A 15,748-nucleotide genomic window follows, 5' to 3' on the forward strand; every position below is an offset into this window, starting at 1 on the left:
CGCCCGGCACGGCACCGGCCGGGTCCTGCCCGGCCCGGCGTCCGGCCGCGCGGCCGGGGACCGTCCGCGGGGTACGGGAGTCCGGGGCACCCGGGACACGGGCGTGGCCCGCCCCGGCCGGGGGGCCGGAGGCGGGCCGCCAAGGCGTGGTGTCCGTCACGGGCGAGCCGCAACCCCGGGGGCCCTACCCCGTGCACCCGCACCGTCGGCCGCCGCGCGCGGTGGACCCGCGTCCTGCGGCGAGGGCAGCGCCCACCAGGCCGCCAGGCCGATGATCACCCCGGTGAGGACCGTGGACGGCCCCCCGATGTCCGCGTAGAGGAAGTCGGTGAGCTGCCACACGAACAGCCCGATCGCGATCAGCCCGCAGTCCCGCATGCCCTCGCGGGCCGCGAGCCGCCGGAGCCCCGCCACCAGCAGCGCGGCCCAGCCGCCCGCCAGCGCGATCAGCCCGATCAGCCCCTGCTCGCTCAGGACCAGCAGGTACATGTTGTGCGGGGAGAGCAGCGGCTGGCGCAGGTACGCCTGTCCCGCACCCGCGGTGTCACTGCCGGAGGAGAGCCCCAGCGAGGAGTGCCCGTCGCGGTGGGCCGGGAAGCCCTTCAGCCCCACCCCCACCGCGGGCCGCTCGCGCCACATGGACTCGGCCGCCGCCCACATCGTGTAGCGGTCGGTCACCGACTGGTCGGGGGCGCTGGAGACCTGGGTGATGGACGTCAGCCGCTCGGCGACCATGTCGGAGCCGACACCGAGCCCGCCCACCAGGACCACACCCGCCGCGGCGAGCGCGAGGAGCACCTTCAGCGCCCGCCGGATCCCGGCCAGCACCATGACGAGCACCGCCGCGCCGGCGGTGGCGATCCACACGCCCCGGCTGAACGACAGCACCAGCGGCAGCACCAGCACCAGGGCCGCGGCCCCGCCGATCCGCCGGACCCGCCGCGGCAGCCCGGGCGCCAGCCCGACCGCCGTGGCCACGATCAGCCCGTACGCCACCACGGTGGCCATGCCCATGACGTCACCGGGGCCGAAGGTGCCCACGGCGCGGACGTCCTGGCCCTGGTAGGAGGCCCCGGTGTGGGTGGCGTACTGGACGACCCCCACCGCGCCCTGCACCAGCGCCAGGACCACGAAGCACCCGGCGGCCAGCCGGAACTCCGCGGCGTCGCGCACCAGCAGCACCACGGCCGCCGGGACGAGCACGAAGACCTGGAGGTAGCGGACGAAGCCCGGCAGGGCGGCGTACGGGTCCCCCGCGGTCATCGTCGCGATGGCGAGGCCCACGGCCGGCGTGCCCAGCACGAGCACGCCGAGCGGGGTCAACGCCCGCACCCGGCCGCGCAGCGCCTGCACCGCGCAGACGAACGCCAGCAGCAGCGAGGCGGCGTCGGCCGGGCCGACCTTCCCCGAGGCGGTCGCGTCCCCCGCCGGGAGCGGGGCGAGCAGGAACAGCACGGTCGCGGCGAGCGGCAGCAGCGGCCAGTGCCGGCGCAGCAGGTCCGGCAGTCCGGGCAGGGCCCGGTGACCGGGGACGACGAGGCTCATCAGCTGCCCCCCAGCCGGAAGCGGAAGAAGGAGGCCGCCGTGCGGGCGAGGATCCACAGGTCCTGCCACAGCGACCAGGTGTCGATGTAGTGGTTGTCGAAGCGGGCGCGGTCCTCGATGGAGGTGTCCCCGCGCAGGCCGTTGATCTGGGCGAGGCCGGTGATGCCGACGGGCATCCGGTGGCGGGCCTCGTAGCCGGGGTGGACGGTGGAGAACTTCGCGACGAAGAAGGGCCGTTCGGGGCGGGGTCCGACCAGGCTCATGTCGCCGCGCACGACGTTCCACAGCTGCGGCAGCTCGTCCAGCGAGGACTTGCGCAGGAAGGAGCCCACCGGGCTCATCCCGCGGTCGCCCGCGACGGTCCAGCGGGTGGCGGCCTCGTGCTCGTCGGCGCGCAGGGTACGGAACTTCAGCAGGGTGAAGGGGCGTCCGTAGAGGCCGACCCGCTCCTGCCGGAAGATCACCCCCGGCCCGTCCCAGAGCCGTACGGCCAGCGCGCACAGCCCCATCACCGGTGCGGCGGCGACCAGCGCGACCAGCGCGAGCACCGAGTCGATGCCCCGCTTGGCCCAGCGCTCCAGCGGCCGGGCCGGGCGCGGCAGCAGCGGCTGCACGGCGTACCCCCACAACTGGTCGGCGGGGTGCGCGAGGCGCATCCCGGTGACCTTGGCGGTGCCGGCCGGGTCGGCGAGCCACAGCCGGCAGCCGTGGTCGTGGAAGAGCCGGACGAGGGAGGCGGTGCGCTCGTCCGCCTCCGGCGGGCGGGTGAACACCGCGTGCCGGACGGAGTTCTGGATGACCGCGCGCCGGATGTCCTCGTGGGTGGCGAGGTGGGGCAGGGCGCCGCTGTCGGCCTCGGCGCCGGCCGAGGTGTCGGCGAGGCCGACCGGGCGCAGCCCGAACTCGGGGCGGCCGTGGAGGGCGGCGGCCACCGCGGCCGCCCCGGCGCCGGGTCCGACGACGAGGGCGGAGGCGGGCCGACGGACGGCCGCGCGGCGCTGGAGCTGGTTGACGAGGCCGCGTCCGGCGCAGGCCAGGACGACCTGGAGGCAGACGGCGGTGAAGAGGAGGTTCCAGCCGAGCGCCCGCGCCGGGTCCACGGCGGCCAGTACGGCGGCCGCCCCGCACCACAGGACGGCGGACCGGCCGGCCAGGGCGGGCAGTTCCAGGAGCGCGGAGGGCGCGAGCCGCGGCCGGTACAGCCCCGCCTGCGCGTGCAGCGCGGCGAGCAGCAGGGGGAGGGCGGCGACGGCCGGGACCGCCACCGGGGCCGGCAGCGCCGGTGCGGGCAGGGTGGTCGCGGTGAGTACGGCGGCCAGCGCGTCGGCGGTGAGCAGCGGCAGCACCCGGCCGCGGCGACGGACCCGCTGCGGGCGCACGGCGGACCTGGCCTGGTCCGTCCTGGGCCCGCGCGGGGGGTGGATGGCGGTCGCGGAGCGGCGGCCCGCCGCGTGTGGCGCGGGCGCGAAGGCGCTACCGCCGGCGGGCCCCTTGCCGCCCTGCCCGGTGTGCCGGGCGGGTGCGCTGTCCATCGTCATCGGCTGATGCGCTCCTGGTTCAAGGGCCGGGGCCTGCCCAGCAGTTCGTGGTACAGGCCGGTGACCGCTTCGGTGGTCCGCCGCACGTCGAAGTCGGTCCGGGCGTGCTGCCGGGCCTGCTCCCCCAGTTCGGCGAGGAGCCGCGGCTCGGCGAGCAGCCGCCCCAGGGCCTTGGCCAGCGCCGTCGGGTCCTCCGGCGGCACCAGGCACTGGCGTCCCTGACCGGGCGGCAGGCTCTCCCGGGCGCCGCTGACGTCGGAGACCAGGACCGGCCGACCACAGGCCATGGCTTCGAGCGGGGCGAGCGCCATGCCTTCCCACCGCGACGGCAGTACAACGAGATCGGCGGCCCGAAGCCACGGTCGGATGTCGGCGGCGGCGCCCGCGAAGAGCACGCCGGGTGGGGACGTTCGACGCAGCCGTTCGGCGTCGGGGCCGTCGCCGACGAGGGCGAGACGGGCTCCGGGGACGGTGCCCAGCAGCTCCGGCCAGGCCCGCAGCAGGATGTCCTGCCCCTTCTGGAGGCAGATCCGGCCCACGCAGACGGCGAGCGGACCCCCGGCCGTCAGGCTCTCCAGGAAGGCGGCGGGCAGCGACAGTTCGGCGCGCGCCCGGGCCCGGTCCTCTCCGGGGTCCGGTCCGCCGGGGCGGAAGTGGTCCAGGTCCACGCCGTTGCGGATCACCGACCAGCGGGCGGTGATGCCCTCGGTCTCGCCCGCGCGGCGTTCGGCCTCGCTGACGCAGAGCACCCGGTCGGCCCAGCGGGCCCCGTACCGCTCCCAGCGCAGGGCGAGCGCGCCGGTGGCCCCGCCGACCGCGTCGAAGGACCAGGCGTGGGGCTGGAAGACGGTGGGCACGGTGCCGCGCGCGGCGAGCCGCCCGGCGAGTCCGGCCTTGGCGCTGTGGGCGTGCAGCAGGTCGGGCCGCACCCGGCGGAGCAGCTGCCGGGCGCCGAGCACCTCGGCGGGCAGCCCGGGTCCCGGAGCCCGCCCGGCCCGCCAGGTGAGCACCTCGGCGCCGGCGGAACGGGCGGAGCCGCCGAGGGTGCCGCCGGGCGGGCAGCCGACGACGGCACGGAGGCCGTCGGCGGTCTGGGCGCGGACGAGGTCGGTGACGACCCTGGCCACACCGCCGTCGACGGGCTGGACGAGATGGAGGACGGTCGTGGGCTGTGCGGCACGAGGTTGTGTGGGCACGTGGAGCGGTCTCCTACGTTCAGCGGCGCGCGTCTGTCTGAACGAAGAGCACACCGAGGAAATGACCCTGACTTTCACCCGTGAACCTGAAGTTCAGGCTGCGGGCGCCACCGGACAGGGCGGGACTCAGGTCGAACACGTCCGCGTCATATCCGAGATTGTTCACGTGTTCGGGCTGTCGCACGAACGACTGGTCGCCGAATTCCGTGATCGTGGAATTCATAACATCATTAAAAGGATTTTCTCCGTCGCTGAGGCTCACCCGGCGCCCACTGTCGGCCGTCACGGTGAGTGAGTCCCCGAGGGTGCCGCGGTCCCCGTCGTAGGCGACCACCCCGACCCGGCCCGCGGACCCGGCCGGCGCGTTCAGGCCCTCGATCTCGACCGTCCCGTCCCCGGCGCGGGCGGCGATCCCCTCGAAGCCGTCCCACAGCGAGATCCGGCGCAGCGGCTCCTGCGGGTGCTCGTAGGCGACGACCAGCGTCCAGCCGCCCCAGGCGCCCACTTCGGAGTGGCCCATGGCGATGTTGAGCTGGGCCACCGTCCACAGGCCCGCGCCGCCCTTGCGGACCAGCGGGGTCACGTCGGCGGAGGCCTGGTAGGCATCGCTGCCCGCGTCCGAGCGGTGACCCATCACCGTGTCGGCCAGGACCTCCTTGTACGCGCCGCCGGGCTCGGCGACCAGCACCCGGCCGTTGTCCTCCGGCGGCTTCTGCTCGCCGACCCGCAGGTTCCCACCCCAGTAGAGGCGGGCGTACGAGACCTTCGCGCCCTGCGGGACCTTGAGCTCGGCGCGGGTGGAGTTGTAGGTGTCCGGGTCCTTGTCGACCTCGCTGTAGAACATCTCGAAGTCGCTGTTGACCCCGGCCGCGCCGCGCTTCACCTCGGCGCAGGGCTCGGCCTGCGGGGACTCCTCCCTGCGGCAGCTGATGCCGGAGTTGGAGGCCCGCACCAGCCCGCCGTGCTGCACGGCATGGTAACGCTGGGTGAACGGAACCCGGGGCAGCTCCTTGGGACCGGGCGCCGCCCACGCCATCGGGGCGGTCACGGAAAGGGTGAGGCAGGACAGCAGACCGAGCGTGCCGAGGATTCTGCGGGAGGAACCCATGACCCTGTCTCCATTTTCGATCAAGGGGACAAAACAGGAGTGAACTTTGGCAGAAATCGGGCCGGAAATCACGCCGGACTCGCTCGTACGGCCTTTTGGGCGATGGCACGCACCCTCGCAACGGGCGGGTCGTTATCCGAGCACCATTGTTCGAACCGAAAGGAAATGCGGAGATGAAGAAGGGGCTGGTGCGCGGCGCCACCGTCGCCCTCGCGGGCGCCGCCGCGCTCGTGGGCGGCGCGGGCCTCGCCTCCGCAAACGGCGGGGACGGTGCGACGGCCGACGGCTTCACCGGCGGCTCCCCCGGCGTCCTCTCCGGCAACCTGCTCCAGGTGCCCGTCGACGTTCCGGTGAACGCCTGCGGCCTGACCGTGAACGTGATCGCCCTGCTGAACCCCGCCTTCGGCAACACCTGCGTGAACGCCTGACCGTCAACCGCGCCGCCCGAAACGGCTGCATCCGGGTGAATGCACGCAACCCGAGCCGGGGCAGGTCCGTTGATCCGGGTGCTCCACTACCGGGCAATCCTGCAAAAAAGGGACGACAATGATCAAGAAGATGATGGCCTCGGCCGCGGTTGCCGCCTCGGTCGTGGGCATCGGTGCCGCCATGGCGCCGCAGGCGATGGCGATCGGGAACGACAACGGCGTCACCACGGTCCAGGGCAACGGCGCCGCGCAGATCTACGGCAACCAGGCCACCTACGGCAACATGAGCCCGCAGATGGCGCTGATCCAGGGCTCGTTCAACAAGCCCTGCATCGCGCTCCCCGCGAAGGCCAACGTCCAGTCCGTCCTGGCCCTGGTCAACGTCGGCGTCCAGGACATCCCGGTCCTGTCCAGCCCGCAGAACCAGCAGTGCACCGAGAACTCCACCCAGGCCAAGGGCGACGAGGCCCTCTCGCACATCCTGGACAACATCCCGGTCCTGTCCGGCAACATCTCCCAGGGCAGCTGACCGAGGGCCGCGCCAGCGAGGCCGTCGCACCTTCGGGTCGCGGCGGCCTCGCCGCATGTGAAGCCGGGCTTCGCGCTTCGCCGCCCCGGGAATTCGCGACACATATCCGCCGGCACCCCGAATTCACGCCGAGCATCGGAGTGAATTGCCGGCCCCCCGCCGAAAATCTGCGGTTTCTTTTCCCCTCGCCACTCGTTGTTAATTCTGCAGTGGATACGCCTCTGCGGGAAGGATCGAAAACAAAATGACGTACAAGAAGGCAGTGGTGCTGGCCGCCGGCGCCCTGATGGCAGTCGGTGCAGCCTCCCCCGCCATGGCCGACGCGGACGCCGTGGGCCAGGCCGTGGGCTCCCCCGGCGTCCTGTCCGGCAACCTGCTGCAGGTACCGGTGCACATCCCGGTCAACGTCTGCGGCAACACCGTGAACATCATCGCGCTGCTGAACCCCGCGTTCGGCAACACCTGCGTCAACGCCTGACGAAGCGCCTGCCCGCAAGGGCAAACCTCCTCGGGGTGGCCTCGGAGTGCACGGCGGTGCACTCCGAGGCCACCTTCGATTCAGCACCGGCCGTAGCGCCGGTAGACAGGGAAGGACCCATGCGACAGGTACTGAGCCGACAGGTACTGGGCAAGGGGATGCTCACGGCGGCCGCGGCGTCGAGTCTGCTGTCGATCGCGACCGGCGCGGCGTACGCGTACCCCGGGGCGACGGCCGAGGTCTCGCATTCGCCGGGCGTGCTGGCCGGCAACAGCGTCTCGGTACCCGTGACCTTCGCGCCGAACGTGTGCGGCAACAGCGTGGACGGCGGTGCGGCGCTCAACCCTGCGATGGGCAACACGTGCGCCACCTCCACCGGCTCGCACGCCCACGACGGCCACGACTACGGGCGCTACCTCAGCCCCGAGAACGCCGAGGCCTTCGAGCGCTACCTCGAGGAGCGCGGTGGCCGGCACACGGTGCCGGAGCAGCGCCAGGAGCCGCGGCGCCACGAGGAAGCGCGCCACGAGGAAGCCCGGCACGAGGCGTCCCGGCCCGACGAGCCCCGCCCGGCGGGCCCCCGGCACGCGAAGCCGCGCCACGAGGAGCCCCGCCACGAGGGCGGCTACGGCGGCCCCGGCGAGGAGGAGGGCAAGGAGGAGGGCAAGGAGGAGTGCGACGACCACGACGCGTCCGCGCCGCCTCCGCCCGAGCACCACGCGCCCGCGCCCGAAGCGCCGCACCCGATGCCGGAGCCCGTGGAGGAGCAGCCCCCACCGCTGCCCGCCCCGGAGCCGGTCCAGGAGGCACCGCCCGCCGAGGAGGCCCCCGCCCCCGAGGCCCCGGCGCCGCAGCCTCCCGCCGAGGAGGCCCCGCACACGCTCCCGGCGCCGGCGCCCGGCCCGGCGCCCGTCGTGGACGAAGCTCCCGAGCCGCGGCCGCCGCACGGGAGCCAGCCCGTGGAGCACCCGGCTCCGGCGCCCGAGGTCGTACCTCCCGCGGACCAGCCGCCGGCCGCCCCCGGCGGTGACGCCCCCGTCCACCTGCCCCCGGCGCCTGCCCCGGCACCTGCTCCGGCTCCGGCCCCCGCGCCGGTCCCGGCGCACGCTCCCGTCCCCGCTCCGGCGCACGTGACCGCGCCCGTGCTGGCCGAGACCGGCGCGGGTCAGCCCGCGGCCGCGGCGGCCCTCGCCACGGCCCTCGTCCTGGGCGGCGCCATTCTGTACCGGCGGTCCCGTATCGCCTGACGGGCAATACCGGTAATCAGAAGAAATATCGGCCGGAGAATCCCTCGTCGGATTCTCCGGCCGCTGTCATGCATCCGTTCCGGACCGCGCACGCGTTCGCGTTTCCGCAGCGGCGGGGAATCGTTACCCAGGGCGAAAGCGGTGCGACGGTCGCCGCTGACGCCGCTGCCCACGAAAAAGAAGAGGATTTCGATAATGAAGCTCACGAAGGTCGCCGCTGTCGTCGCCGGCTCTGTCGCCGCCCTCGGCGCCTCCGCCACCGCCTTCGCCGCCGAGCCGCCGGCCGCGATGCCCCCCATGAGCCTGACCAGCGGGGCGACGGAGGCGCTGAACGCCGTCGGGCCGTTCACCGAGTCGGCCCCGCAGACGGTGGGCAACGCGCTGGCCGAGCAGGGCGAGGGCGTGAACAAGGTCGTGGACACGGTCCAGCGGGTCAACAGGGTCCGCAACGAAGTGCCCGGCACGGTGCTCGGCCTCGCGAACGGCGCCACCCAGGCGTCCCCGCTGCTCGGCGGAGTGAAGCTCAACGGCGGCCAGGGCTGAACCGCCCCGGCTGAAACGCGTACCGACACGACTGTGGGCGCCACCGGCGAGGCCGGGGCGCCCACAGTCGGTCGTGCGGTGAACGTCAGTCGTTGAAGCAGTGGTTGCCGAACGCGGGGTTCAGCGCACCGATGATGTTCACGGTGTTGCCGCAGACGTTGACCGGGATGTGCACCGGCACCTGCAGCAGGTTGCCGGACAGGACGCCGGGGGAGCCCACGGCCGCGCCCTCGGCCTGCGCGTCGGCGGCGGCGGAGCCGGCGGCACCGGCCGCAGCGAGACCAGCGGTGGCCAGGACCAGGGCGGCCTTCTTGGCAGAGTTCATGGGAAGTGCACCTTCTGTTCGATGTTCTGCCCCGATTCCGGGGCTCACATCAAGCGAAACGGTCCACCCTCCCATGACGACACGGCCTCGCGCACGATCAGACCTGTTCGGCTCAATTGTCGTAACCATGCGGCAGGTTCCCGGTCGGTTCCGCGCCCTACGGCAGGGCGGGAAGGTCCGGAATCTCCGGAATCTCGGGGATGGCGGGGAGCTCCGGGACCGCCGGGGTTGCCGGAACCGCCGGGGTGGCGGGCACTGCGGGCACTGCGGGCAGCGCGGGCAGCGCGGGGATGAGACCGGACAGGTCGGGAAGCTCCAGGTCCGGGAGTTCCGGGAGCTTCGGCAGCTCGATCGGCGGCAGTGTCACCCCCGGCGGCAGCAGGCCTCCCACGGACTTGAGGAGGTCCTGGAGGGTCTTGGTGAGACCGGCGAGCAGGTCGTCGATCGGACCGGCGGCCGCGGCGCGCCGCTCGATCTTCTCGGCCTGCTGCCGGACGGAGGCCACCTTCCTGTCCAGCGCCGCGGAACCGCCACCGTCCGCGGCGCCCGCGGGGGCGGCCGCGCCGGACAGTATGACGACGGCGAGGGCCGACGGGACGAGGAGGCGGGCGCGGGACGGCTTCGTGCGGTGCATGAGCGTTCCTTCTGGTGGGGGCACACAAACGGACCCGAGCGATCCGCTTCCTCACCCACCGTGCGAACACCTCCTACAGAGCGCAACCGGAACCTGGGCCCATGCGGGGTGCGTACGGGCTTCGCGCACGCGTCCGCAGGCCACTCACCCGGGCCGGGGAAAAATTCGACAGGCGCAGGCCGTTTGAGTGAAGGAGCGGAACCAACCCCCTGGTAGGGCAGTTGACCAGGGCGCTCCATCAGCGGGCACTCGTGCGAAAAAAGGATCAAAATGTTCAAGAAGTTCATGACCGCAGCCGCGGTCTCCGCCGTTGCCGTCGGTGCGGGCGCTGCCGCTGCGGCTCCGGCCATGGCCATCGGCAACGACGGCGGGGTCACCACCGTCAACGGCAACGGTGCCCAGCAGATCTACGGCAACCAGAAGACCCACGGCGACCTGAGCCCGCAGCTCAGCCTGGTCCAGGGCACCCTGAACAAGCCCTGCATCGGCCTGCCGGCGAAGGTCAACGCCCAGTCGCTGATCGCCGCGCTCAACATCGGCGTCCAGGACATCCCGATCCTGTCGAACCCGCAGAACCAGCAGTGCACCGAGAACTCCACCCAGGCCAAGGGCGACGAGCCGCTCTCGCACATCCTGGACAACATCCCGGTCCTGTCGGGCAACCTCTCCGCCGGCAGCTGATCCCAGCTCGCGGAAACCGACGAGGGCCCCGGCGGCGTCCAGCCGCCGGGGCCCTCGTGCGTGCCGCGGCGCGGCACGGCGTTCCGGCCGCGTTCAGCCGGTCCAGAAGTCCCACCACCGGGTGAGGACCAGCATCCCGATCACTCCGATGTGCAGGGCGGGCGGAGCCCAGCCGAATTCGGCGAAGAAGCCCCGCAGCGGGCCGGGGGCGGGCAGGACGCGCGTACGGACGTTGTGCGCGGTGACCGCCCAGAACATCAGCAGGGTCGCCAGCCAGGCCAGGCAGCACCACAGGCACAGTGCGTTGATCTCGTAGAGCGACTGGACCATCAACCAGGTGCAGAAGCCGACGCCGAAGGCGGTGCCGGCGTTCAGTCCGAGCCAGAACCAGCCGCGGTAGCGGGCGCCGGCCAGCAGGCCCGCGCCGACGCAGACCACGACGGCGTACCCGACCAGCCCCAGCATCGGGTTGGGGAAGCCGAAGGCGGCCGCCTGCTCGCTCTGCATCACGCTGCCGCACGAGACGACCGGGTTGAGGCTGCACGCGGGCTTGAAGTCCGGGTCCTCCAGCAGGAGGAACTTGTCGAGGGTGATCACCCAGGAGGCCAGCAACCCGGCCGCCCCGGTGAGGGCCAGCAGCCAGGCCAACCCCCCGGACGGGGTGTCCTGTTCGCCCTCGTGTCCACTGCGGGGCCGTCCCTGCTGGCGCGGGACGCCCACTGTATTCGTTGCCATGTGGCCCATAGTCCCGCGCTCCCGCACAGATCGGGCCCAACCATGCCCATCCGTACGCAAGTTGACCTGAAGGGGTGGCGGGAACCTCCGATGCTTCCCGGACGTTTTACCGAACCCCGGACGTGATGTCAGAGCCAGGGGTTACGTTGAGCTTCCGCGAAGTGACAAGCTGCGACGGCCTGGAGACCCACCTTGAGCGATCCGTACGAGACAACCGAGGCGCACCTCGACCGACTCCTCGGCCGCGCCCTCAACTCCTTCGACCTGCCCGACAGGTTGGTCGAGCGCCTCGGCACGGCGCTCGCCCACAGCTCTTCGCTGTACACGACCCACCACAGCCCGGCGACGGGGGTCTGGCGGGAGACCCACCGGCACACCTATCTGCTGGCCGACGGCGGTTCGGTCTCCCTGTGGGAGCTGACGTACCTGCCGGAGGGCGCCCGCAGGGTCCGCCACGAGGTCTTCGCGAGCAAGGCGGAGACCTGCCTGGCGGTGTCCCGGCTGTTCGGCGAGTCCTCCGCCGGCGCCGCCCCGGATCCGGTGCTGCTGCCGGGCGACGAGGAGCCGGAGAACGACGTCGCGGCGCTGAGCGCGCTGTTCGCGGCCTCGGCTCCGGCCCGGCGGCACCGGGAGTACGCGGTGGAGCAGTCCGCCGACCACGCCCGGCGGGTGCTGCGCCGCGCGGAGAACGGCGACCGGCCCGGCGAACCGGTGGCGGCGTTACTGAAAACGGCGTACGCGCACCAGATCACGCAGGCGTTCGGCGGCCGGCAGTCCCTCACGGACGGGCGCGACGCCGGCTTCAGCCTGTACGAGCACGCCTTCGTGCTCCTGGACGGGACCGAGGTCAGCCTCTGGGAGGTCGAACACACGGCGACGCCCGACGGACGGCACATGTGCGAGGTGTACGACAGCGAGGCGGCCGCGCGCGGAGCCATGGAGCACCGCGCCCGCGTGCGGTGACGTCCGTCTGCGGACGTGCCCGCCCATGAGGGGCGGGCACGTCCGTGGTGTCCCTTGCCGAGGGACGGACGGGGCCTAGGCGACCGGGATCTTCTCGGCGGCGGGGCCGCCCTGCTCGGCGGCGTGCTCGGCGGCGCCCTCGCGCTGGTCGATCGGGATCGGCTTGCGCGGCAGCAGGAACATCACCGCGAAGATCACGAGCAGCACGGCCGCGACCCACCACAGCGCGCCGCGGAAGGCCTCGACGTACGGCGGGCCGTAGACCTTGTCGTCGTCCATCAGCCCGAAGAAGACGACGGAGGTCAGGGCGAGGCCCAGCGCGTTGCCCATCTGGCCGGTGGTGTTGATCAGCCCGGAGGCCGAGCCGGCGTCCTGGCGCGGCACCTCGGACAGCGTGGTGTCGTTGAGCGGGGCCACGATCAGGCCCATGCCGATGCCCATGAGGACCAGCGGAGCGGCCATCTGCCAGGAGGCGATCTCCATGCCGTAGCGCTCCGACTCCCAGATGTAGAGGAGCAGACCGCAGGCCATGATCAGCGCGCCCGCCTGGAGCACCTTGCGGCCGAACCGCGGGACGAGCTTGCCGACGGAGATGCCCGCGGCGGCCGAGACCGCGATCGAGAACGGGATGCCGGTGGTGCCGGCGCGCAGGGCGCTCCAGCCGAGGCCCATCTGCATGTACATCGTCCAGACCAGGAAGAAGATGCCGGTCGCGATGCCGAAGGTGAGCTGGACGGCGATGCCGCCGGCGAAGCTCTTGACCTTGAAGAGGGAGAGCTCGACGAGCGGGGAGCCGTCCTTCTTGATCTTGTACTTCTCGTAGACGATGAAGCCGGCGAAGACGAACGGCGCCGCACTCATGCAGACGAAGCCCCACAGTGGCCAGCCGTTCTCGCGGCCCTCCGTCAGCGGAAAGATCAGCATGACCATGGCGAGGGTGGCGAGGACGACGCCCACGAGGTCCAGGCGCAGGGCCTTGGGGGCCTTGGACTCGCTGATGAACTTGCGGCCCAGGATCACACCCGCGATGCCGACGGGCAGGTTGATCAGGAAGATCGGGCGCCATTCGAGGCCGAAGAGGTTCCACTCGGTGAGCAGCGCGCCGAGCATGGGGCCCGAGACGGCGCCGAGGCCCACGATCGCGCCGAACATGCCGAAGACCTTGCCGCGTTCCTGGGGCGGGAAGGTGACGTGGATGATCGCCAGCACCTGCGGGACCATCAGCGCGGCCATGCCGCCCTGGAGGATGCGGGAGGCGACGAGCATCCCCGGGTTCGCGGCGATGCCGCAGAGCAGCGAGGCGGCGGTGAAGCCGGCGATGCCGAGGAGGAAGAGGCGCTTGCGGCCGTAGATGTCACCGAGACGGCCGCCGGTGATCAGGCCGGCGGCGAAGGCGAGGGCGTAGCCGGCGGTGATCCACTGGATCGCGCTGGGGGACGCGCCGAAGTTCTCGCGCATGCTGGGTATCGCTATGTTGACGATCGTGACGTCGACCAGGTCCATGAAGGCCGCGGTCATCACGATGGCGAGCGCCAGCCAGCGGCGGCGGTCGGCGGGTGAACTGGGTGCGTCGTGGGCTACGTCGTTCCGCTCTTCTCGTACGGGCCCGTTCTCTCTTTCGGGCGATGCCTTGGGCGTCTCGGTGGTCATGGAGAGAAACCTAGACGCCATGTAGGTCAGTCGGTGTCCTATTTCGCTGGCAACCTGGATCGCATGACCGACACCCCGGCACGGCTGCTGTCCCTGCTGTCCCTCCTCCAGACCCCGCGCGAATGGCCCGGGAGCGAGCTGGCGCAGCGGCTGCGGGTCAGCGCGCGGACCATCCGGCGCGACATCGAGCGGCTCCGGGACCTCGGCTACCCGGTGGAGGCCACGCTGGGTTCGGAGGGCGGCTACCGGCTGGTGGCGGGCGCGGCGATGCCGCCGCTGCTGCTCGACGACGAGGAGGCGGTGGCGATCGCCGTGGGGCTGCGGGCCGGGGCCGGGCACGCGATCGAGGGGGTCGAGGAGGCCTCCGTACGGGCCCTGGCCAAGCTGGAGCAGGTCCTGCCGTCACGGCTGCGGCACCGGGTCAGCGCACTGCAGTCGGCCACCATCGCGCTGACCCGGGGGGACGGGGCGAGCGTGGACCCGCGGACGCTGACGGTGATGGCGTCGGCGGTGGCGGGGCCGGAGCGGCTGCGGTTCGCCTACCGGGCGGGGGACGGGGCCGAGTCGAGGCGGCTGGTGGAACCGTACCGGCTGGTGAGCACGGGGAGCCGGTGGTACCTCGTCGCCTACGACCTGGAGCGCGAGGACTGGCGGACCTTCCGGGTGGACCGGGTGTCCGAGGCCTTCGCGACGGGGGCGCGGTTCGCGGCGCGGGCCCTGCCGGTGGACGCGGAGGAGTTCGTGCGGCGGGGGCTCGGGCCGCGGGGCGCGGAGCGGTACGTGGTGGAGGTCGCCTTCGCCGCGGGGGCGACGGAGCTGCCGGAGTGGCTGCGCAACGGTGCCCTCCCGGGAGATGGCGGGGAGCCCGTGGTGACCGTGGTGCGCTTCGAGAGCGCGGATGCCCCGGAGTGGGTGGCGGCGCGGCTGGCGCTGACGGGGGTGCCGTTCACCGTGCGGGAGCCTGCGGCGCTTCGGGCCGCGGCCGGTGCGCTGGCCGCGCGGCTCACGTCGGCGACGGCCCCGTCCTAGCCGGGACCGCCCCGGTATGAGGGAGCCCCGGCGCCTGGGGGGGATAGGCACCGGGGCTCGTACAGGGGGCTTCGCTGCGGGCCGTGCTAGGCCACGGCGTCAAAGCCGGTGTCGCGCGCCATCCGCTTCAGTTCCAGCAGGGCGTGCTTCTCGATCTGGCGGATCCGCTCGCGGGTCAGGCCGTGCTGCTTGCCGACCTCCGTCAGCGTCCGCTCGCGGCCGTCGTCGATGCCGTACCGCATCTTGATGATCGACGCGGTGCGCTGGTCGAGCTTGCCGAGGAGCTCCTCCAGCTCCTCGCTGCGCAGCAGCGAGAGCACGGACTGCTCGGGCGAGATCGCGGACGTGTCCTCCAGGAGGTCGCCGAACTGCGTGTCCCCTTCGTCGTCGACCGACATGTTGAGGCTGACCGGGTCGCGCGCCCAGTCCAGTACGTCGCCGACGCGCTTCTCCGTCGTGTCGAGCTCGGCGGCGATCTCGGCGTGCTCCGGGTCCCGGCCGTTCTCGCGGTTGAACTCGCGCTGGACCCGGCGGATCCGGCCCAGCTCCTCGACCAGGTGGACGGGGAGACGGATGGTGCGGGACTGGTCGGCGATGGAGCGGGTGATGGCCTGGCGGATCCACCACGTGGCGTACGTGGAGAACTTGAAGCCCTTGGCGTAGTCGAACTTCTCGACCGCGCGGACCAGGCCGGCGTTGCCCTCCTGGATCAGGTCGAGGAGGGGCAGGCCACTGCGCGGGTAGCGCCGGGCTACGGCCACGACGAGGCGGAGGTTGGAGCGGATGAAGATTTCCTTGGCGCGCTCGCCTTCGGCGGCGAGCGCCTCCAGCTCCTCGCGTGCCGGGGAGTCGCCCTCTCGGTCTATCTCGCCGTCGAGGATCTGCCGGGCGTAGACGCCCGCCTCGATGATCTGCGAGAGCTCCACTTCCTTGGCGGCGTCGAGCAGCGGGGTGCGCGCGATCTCGTCCAGGTACATGCCGACCAGGTCGCGGTCTGCGATCTCCCCGCCCACAGCGCGGGCGCTGCTCGTGGACTGACGACGGGCGACGGCGCGGGTTGCCATGCGTGCTCCCTTGCGATGAAGTTCGGTCGCGGTGCGGCTGCCGGACGGCCACCGT

The 15,748-nt window shown here is 72.6% G+C and carries 17 protein-coding genes; 8 read left to right on the plus strand and 9 right to left on the minus strand.

The window, feature by feature from the left end; translation table 11 throughout:
- Nucleotides 1-156 precede the first annotated feature (156 nt).
- Genes ACZ6JT_RS24335 through ACZ6JT_RS24350 form a run of 4 tightly spaced genes read right to left on the minus strand, consistent with a single transcriptional unit; the run spans nucleotide 157 to nucleotide 5,387 of the window.
- Nucleotides 157-1,545 (minus strand): O-antigen ligase family protein, encoded by a 1,389-nt coding sequence (locus tag ACZ6JT_RS24335; RefSeq protein WP_469212807.1) that lies wholly within the window; start codon nucleotides 1,543-1,545, stop codon nucleotides 157-159.
- On the minus strand, nucleotides 1,545-3,083 hold the full coding sequence (locus ACZ6JT_RS24340) for an exopolysaccharide biosynthesis polyprenyl glycosylphosphotransferase (protein ID WP_469212809.1): 1,539 nt from the start codon (nucleotides 3,081-3,083) through the stop codon (nucleotides 1,545-1,547). Before ACZ6JT_RS24340 ends, ACZ6JT_RS24335 begins: the two co-directional genes overlap by 1 nt.
- Nucleotides 3,080-4,279 (minus strand): glycosyltransferase, encoded by a 1,200-nt coding sequence (locus tag ACZ6JT_RS24345; RefSeq protein WP_469212811.1) that lies wholly within the window; start codon nucleotides 4,277-4,279, stop codon nucleotides 3,080-3,082. The genes ACZ6JT_RS24340 and ACZ6JT_RS24345 overlap by 4 nt, the downstream gene beginning before the upstream one ends.
- A gap of 19 nt (nucleotides 4,280-4,298) precedes the next feature.
- On the minus strand, nucleotides 4,299-5,387 hold the full coding sequence (locus tag ACZ6JT_RS24350; RefSeq protein ID WP_469212813.1) for a DUF3344 domain-containing protein: 1,089 nt from the start codon (nucleotides 5,385-5,387) through the stop codon (nucleotides 4,299-4,301).
- A gap of 173 nt (nucleotides 5,388-5,560) precedes the next feature.
- On the opposite strand from ACZ6JT_RS24350, the gene ACZ6JT_RS24355 reads away from it, so the two are divergent.
- The 5 genes from ACZ6JT_RS24355 to ACZ6JT_RS24375 all read left to right on the plus strand — a co-directional run bounded on the left by ACZ6JT_RS24355 (nucleotide 5,561) and on the right by ACZ6JT_RS24375 (nucleotide 8,612).
- Complete coding sequence (locus tag ACZ6JT_RS24355) at nucleotides 5,561-5,815, plus strand: chaplin (RefSeq protein ID WP_469212815.1); 255 nt, start codon at nucleotides 5,561-5,563, stop codon at nucleotides 5,813-5,815.
- Between the two features lie 118 nt (nucleotides 5,816-5,933).
- Nucleotides 5,934-6,344, plus strand: a complete 411-nt coding sequence (locus ACZ6JT_RS24360; protein WP_469212817.1) for a rodlin — start codon at nucleotides 5,934-5,936, stop codon at nucleotides 6,342-6,344.
- A 244-nt stretch (nucleotides 6,345-6,588) separates the two neighbouring features.
- Complete coding sequence (locus ACZ6JT_RS24365) at nucleotides 6,589-6,822, plus strand: chaplin (RefSeq protein WP_469212819.1); 234 nt, start codon at nucleotides 6,589-6,591, stop codon at nucleotides 6,820-6,822.
- A 119-nt stretch (nucleotides 6,823-6,941) separates the two neighbouring features.
- The gene (locus tag ACZ6JT_RS24370) at nucleotides 6,942-8,069 is read left to right on the plus strand and encodes a chaplin (protein ID WP_469212821.1); all 1,128 of its coding nucleotides are present in this window, start codon (nucleotides 6,942-6,944) and stop codon (nucleotides 8,067-8,069) included.
- 195 nt (nucleotides 8,070-8,264) lie between these two features.
- The gene (locus ACZ6JT_RS24375; RefSeq protein ID WP_469212823.1) at nucleotides 8,265-8,612 is read left to right on the plus strand and encodes a hypothetical protein; all 348 of its coding nucleotides are present in this window, start codon (nucleotides 8,265-8,267) and stop codon (nucleotides 8,610-8,612) included.
- Between the two features lie 85 nt (nucleotides 8,613-8,697).
- Here ACZ6JT_RS24375 and ACZ6JT_RS24380 read toward each other — a convergent pair whose 3' ends face one another.
- Nucleotides 8,698-8,937, minus strand: coding sequence for a chaplin (locus ACZ6JT_RS24380; protein ID WP_030706915.1), 240 nt, complete (start codon nucleotides 8,935-8,937; stop codon nucleotides 8,698-8,700).
- Between the two features lie 157 nt (nucleotides 8,938-9,094).
- A complete protein-coding gene (locus ACZ6JT_RS24385) occupies nucleotides 9,095-9,571 on the minus strand; it encodes a hypothetical protein (protein ID WP_469212825.1) in 477 nt (158 codons plus the stop codon).
- A 270-nt stretch (nucleotides 9,572-9,841) separates the two neighbouring features.
- Between ACZ6JT_RS24385 and ACZ6JT_RS24390 the strand changes: the two genes are divergently transcribed.
- Nucleotides 9,842-10,252, plus strand: a complete 411-nt coding sequence (locus ACZ6JT_RS24390; RefSeq protein WP_469212827.1) for a rodlin — start codon at nucleotides 9,842-9,844, stop codon at nucleotides 10,250-10,252.
- A 93-nt stretch (nucleotides 10,253-10,345) separates the two neighbouring features.
- Here the strand turns inward: ACZ6JT_RS24390 and ACZ6JT_RS24395 are convergent, their stop codons facing one another.
- Nucleotides 10,346-10,987, minus strand: a complete 642-nt coding sequence (locus tag ACZ6JT_RS24395; RefSeq protein ID WP_469212829.1) for a vitamin K epoxide reductase family protein — start codon at nucleotides 10,985-10,987, stop codon at nucleotides 10,346-10,348.
- Nucleotides 10,988-11,179: 192 nt separating this feature from the next.
- On the opposite strand from ACZ6JT_RS24395, the gene ACZ6JT_RS24400 reads away from it, so the two are divergent.
- Nucleotides 11,180-11,950, plus strand: a complete 771-nt coding sequence (locus ACZ6JT_RS24400) for a DUF6227 family protein (RefSeq protein ID WP_469212830.1) — start codon at nucleotides 11,180-11,182, stop codon at nucleotides 11,948-11,950.
- Between the two features lie 75 nt (nucleotides 11,951-12,025).
- Here the strand turns inward: ACZ6JT_RS24400 and ACZ6JT_RS24405 are convergent, their stop codons facing one another.
- Nucleotides 12,026-13,600 carry an MFS transporter gene (locus tag ACZ6JT_RS24405; RefSeq protein WP_469212832.1) on the minus strand — a complete coding sequence of 525 codons (1,575 nt, stop codon included), beginning with the start codon at nucleotides 13,598-13,600 and terminating at the stop codon, nucleotides 12,026-12,028.
- 63 nt (nucleotides 13,601-13,663) lie between these two features.
- On the opposite strand from ACZ6JT_RS24405, the gene ACZ6JT_RS24410 reads away from it, so the two are divergent.
- Nucleotides 13,664-14,629 carry a helix-turn-helix transcriptional regulator gene (locus ACZ6JT_RS24410; RefSeq protein ID WP_469212833.1) on the plus strand — a complete coding sequence of 322 codons (966 nt, stop codon included), beginning with the start codon at nucleotides 13,664-13,666 and terminating at the stop codon, nucleotides 14,627-14,629.
- Between the two features lie 86 nt (nucleotides 14,630-14,715).
- Here the strand turns inward: ACZ6JT_RS24410 and ACZ6JT_RS24415 are convergent, their stop codons facing one another.
- Complete coding sequence (locus ACZ6JT_RS24415) at nucleotides 14,716-15,693, minus strand: sigma-70 family RNA polymerase sigma factor (RefSeq protein WP_469212834.1); 978 nt, start codon at nucleotides 15,691-15,693, stop codon at nucleotides 14,716-14,718.
- Between the last annotated feature and the right edge of the window lie 55 nt (nucleotides 15,694-15,748).

The organism is Streptomyces sp. NPDC046308, from assembly GCF_055588065.1.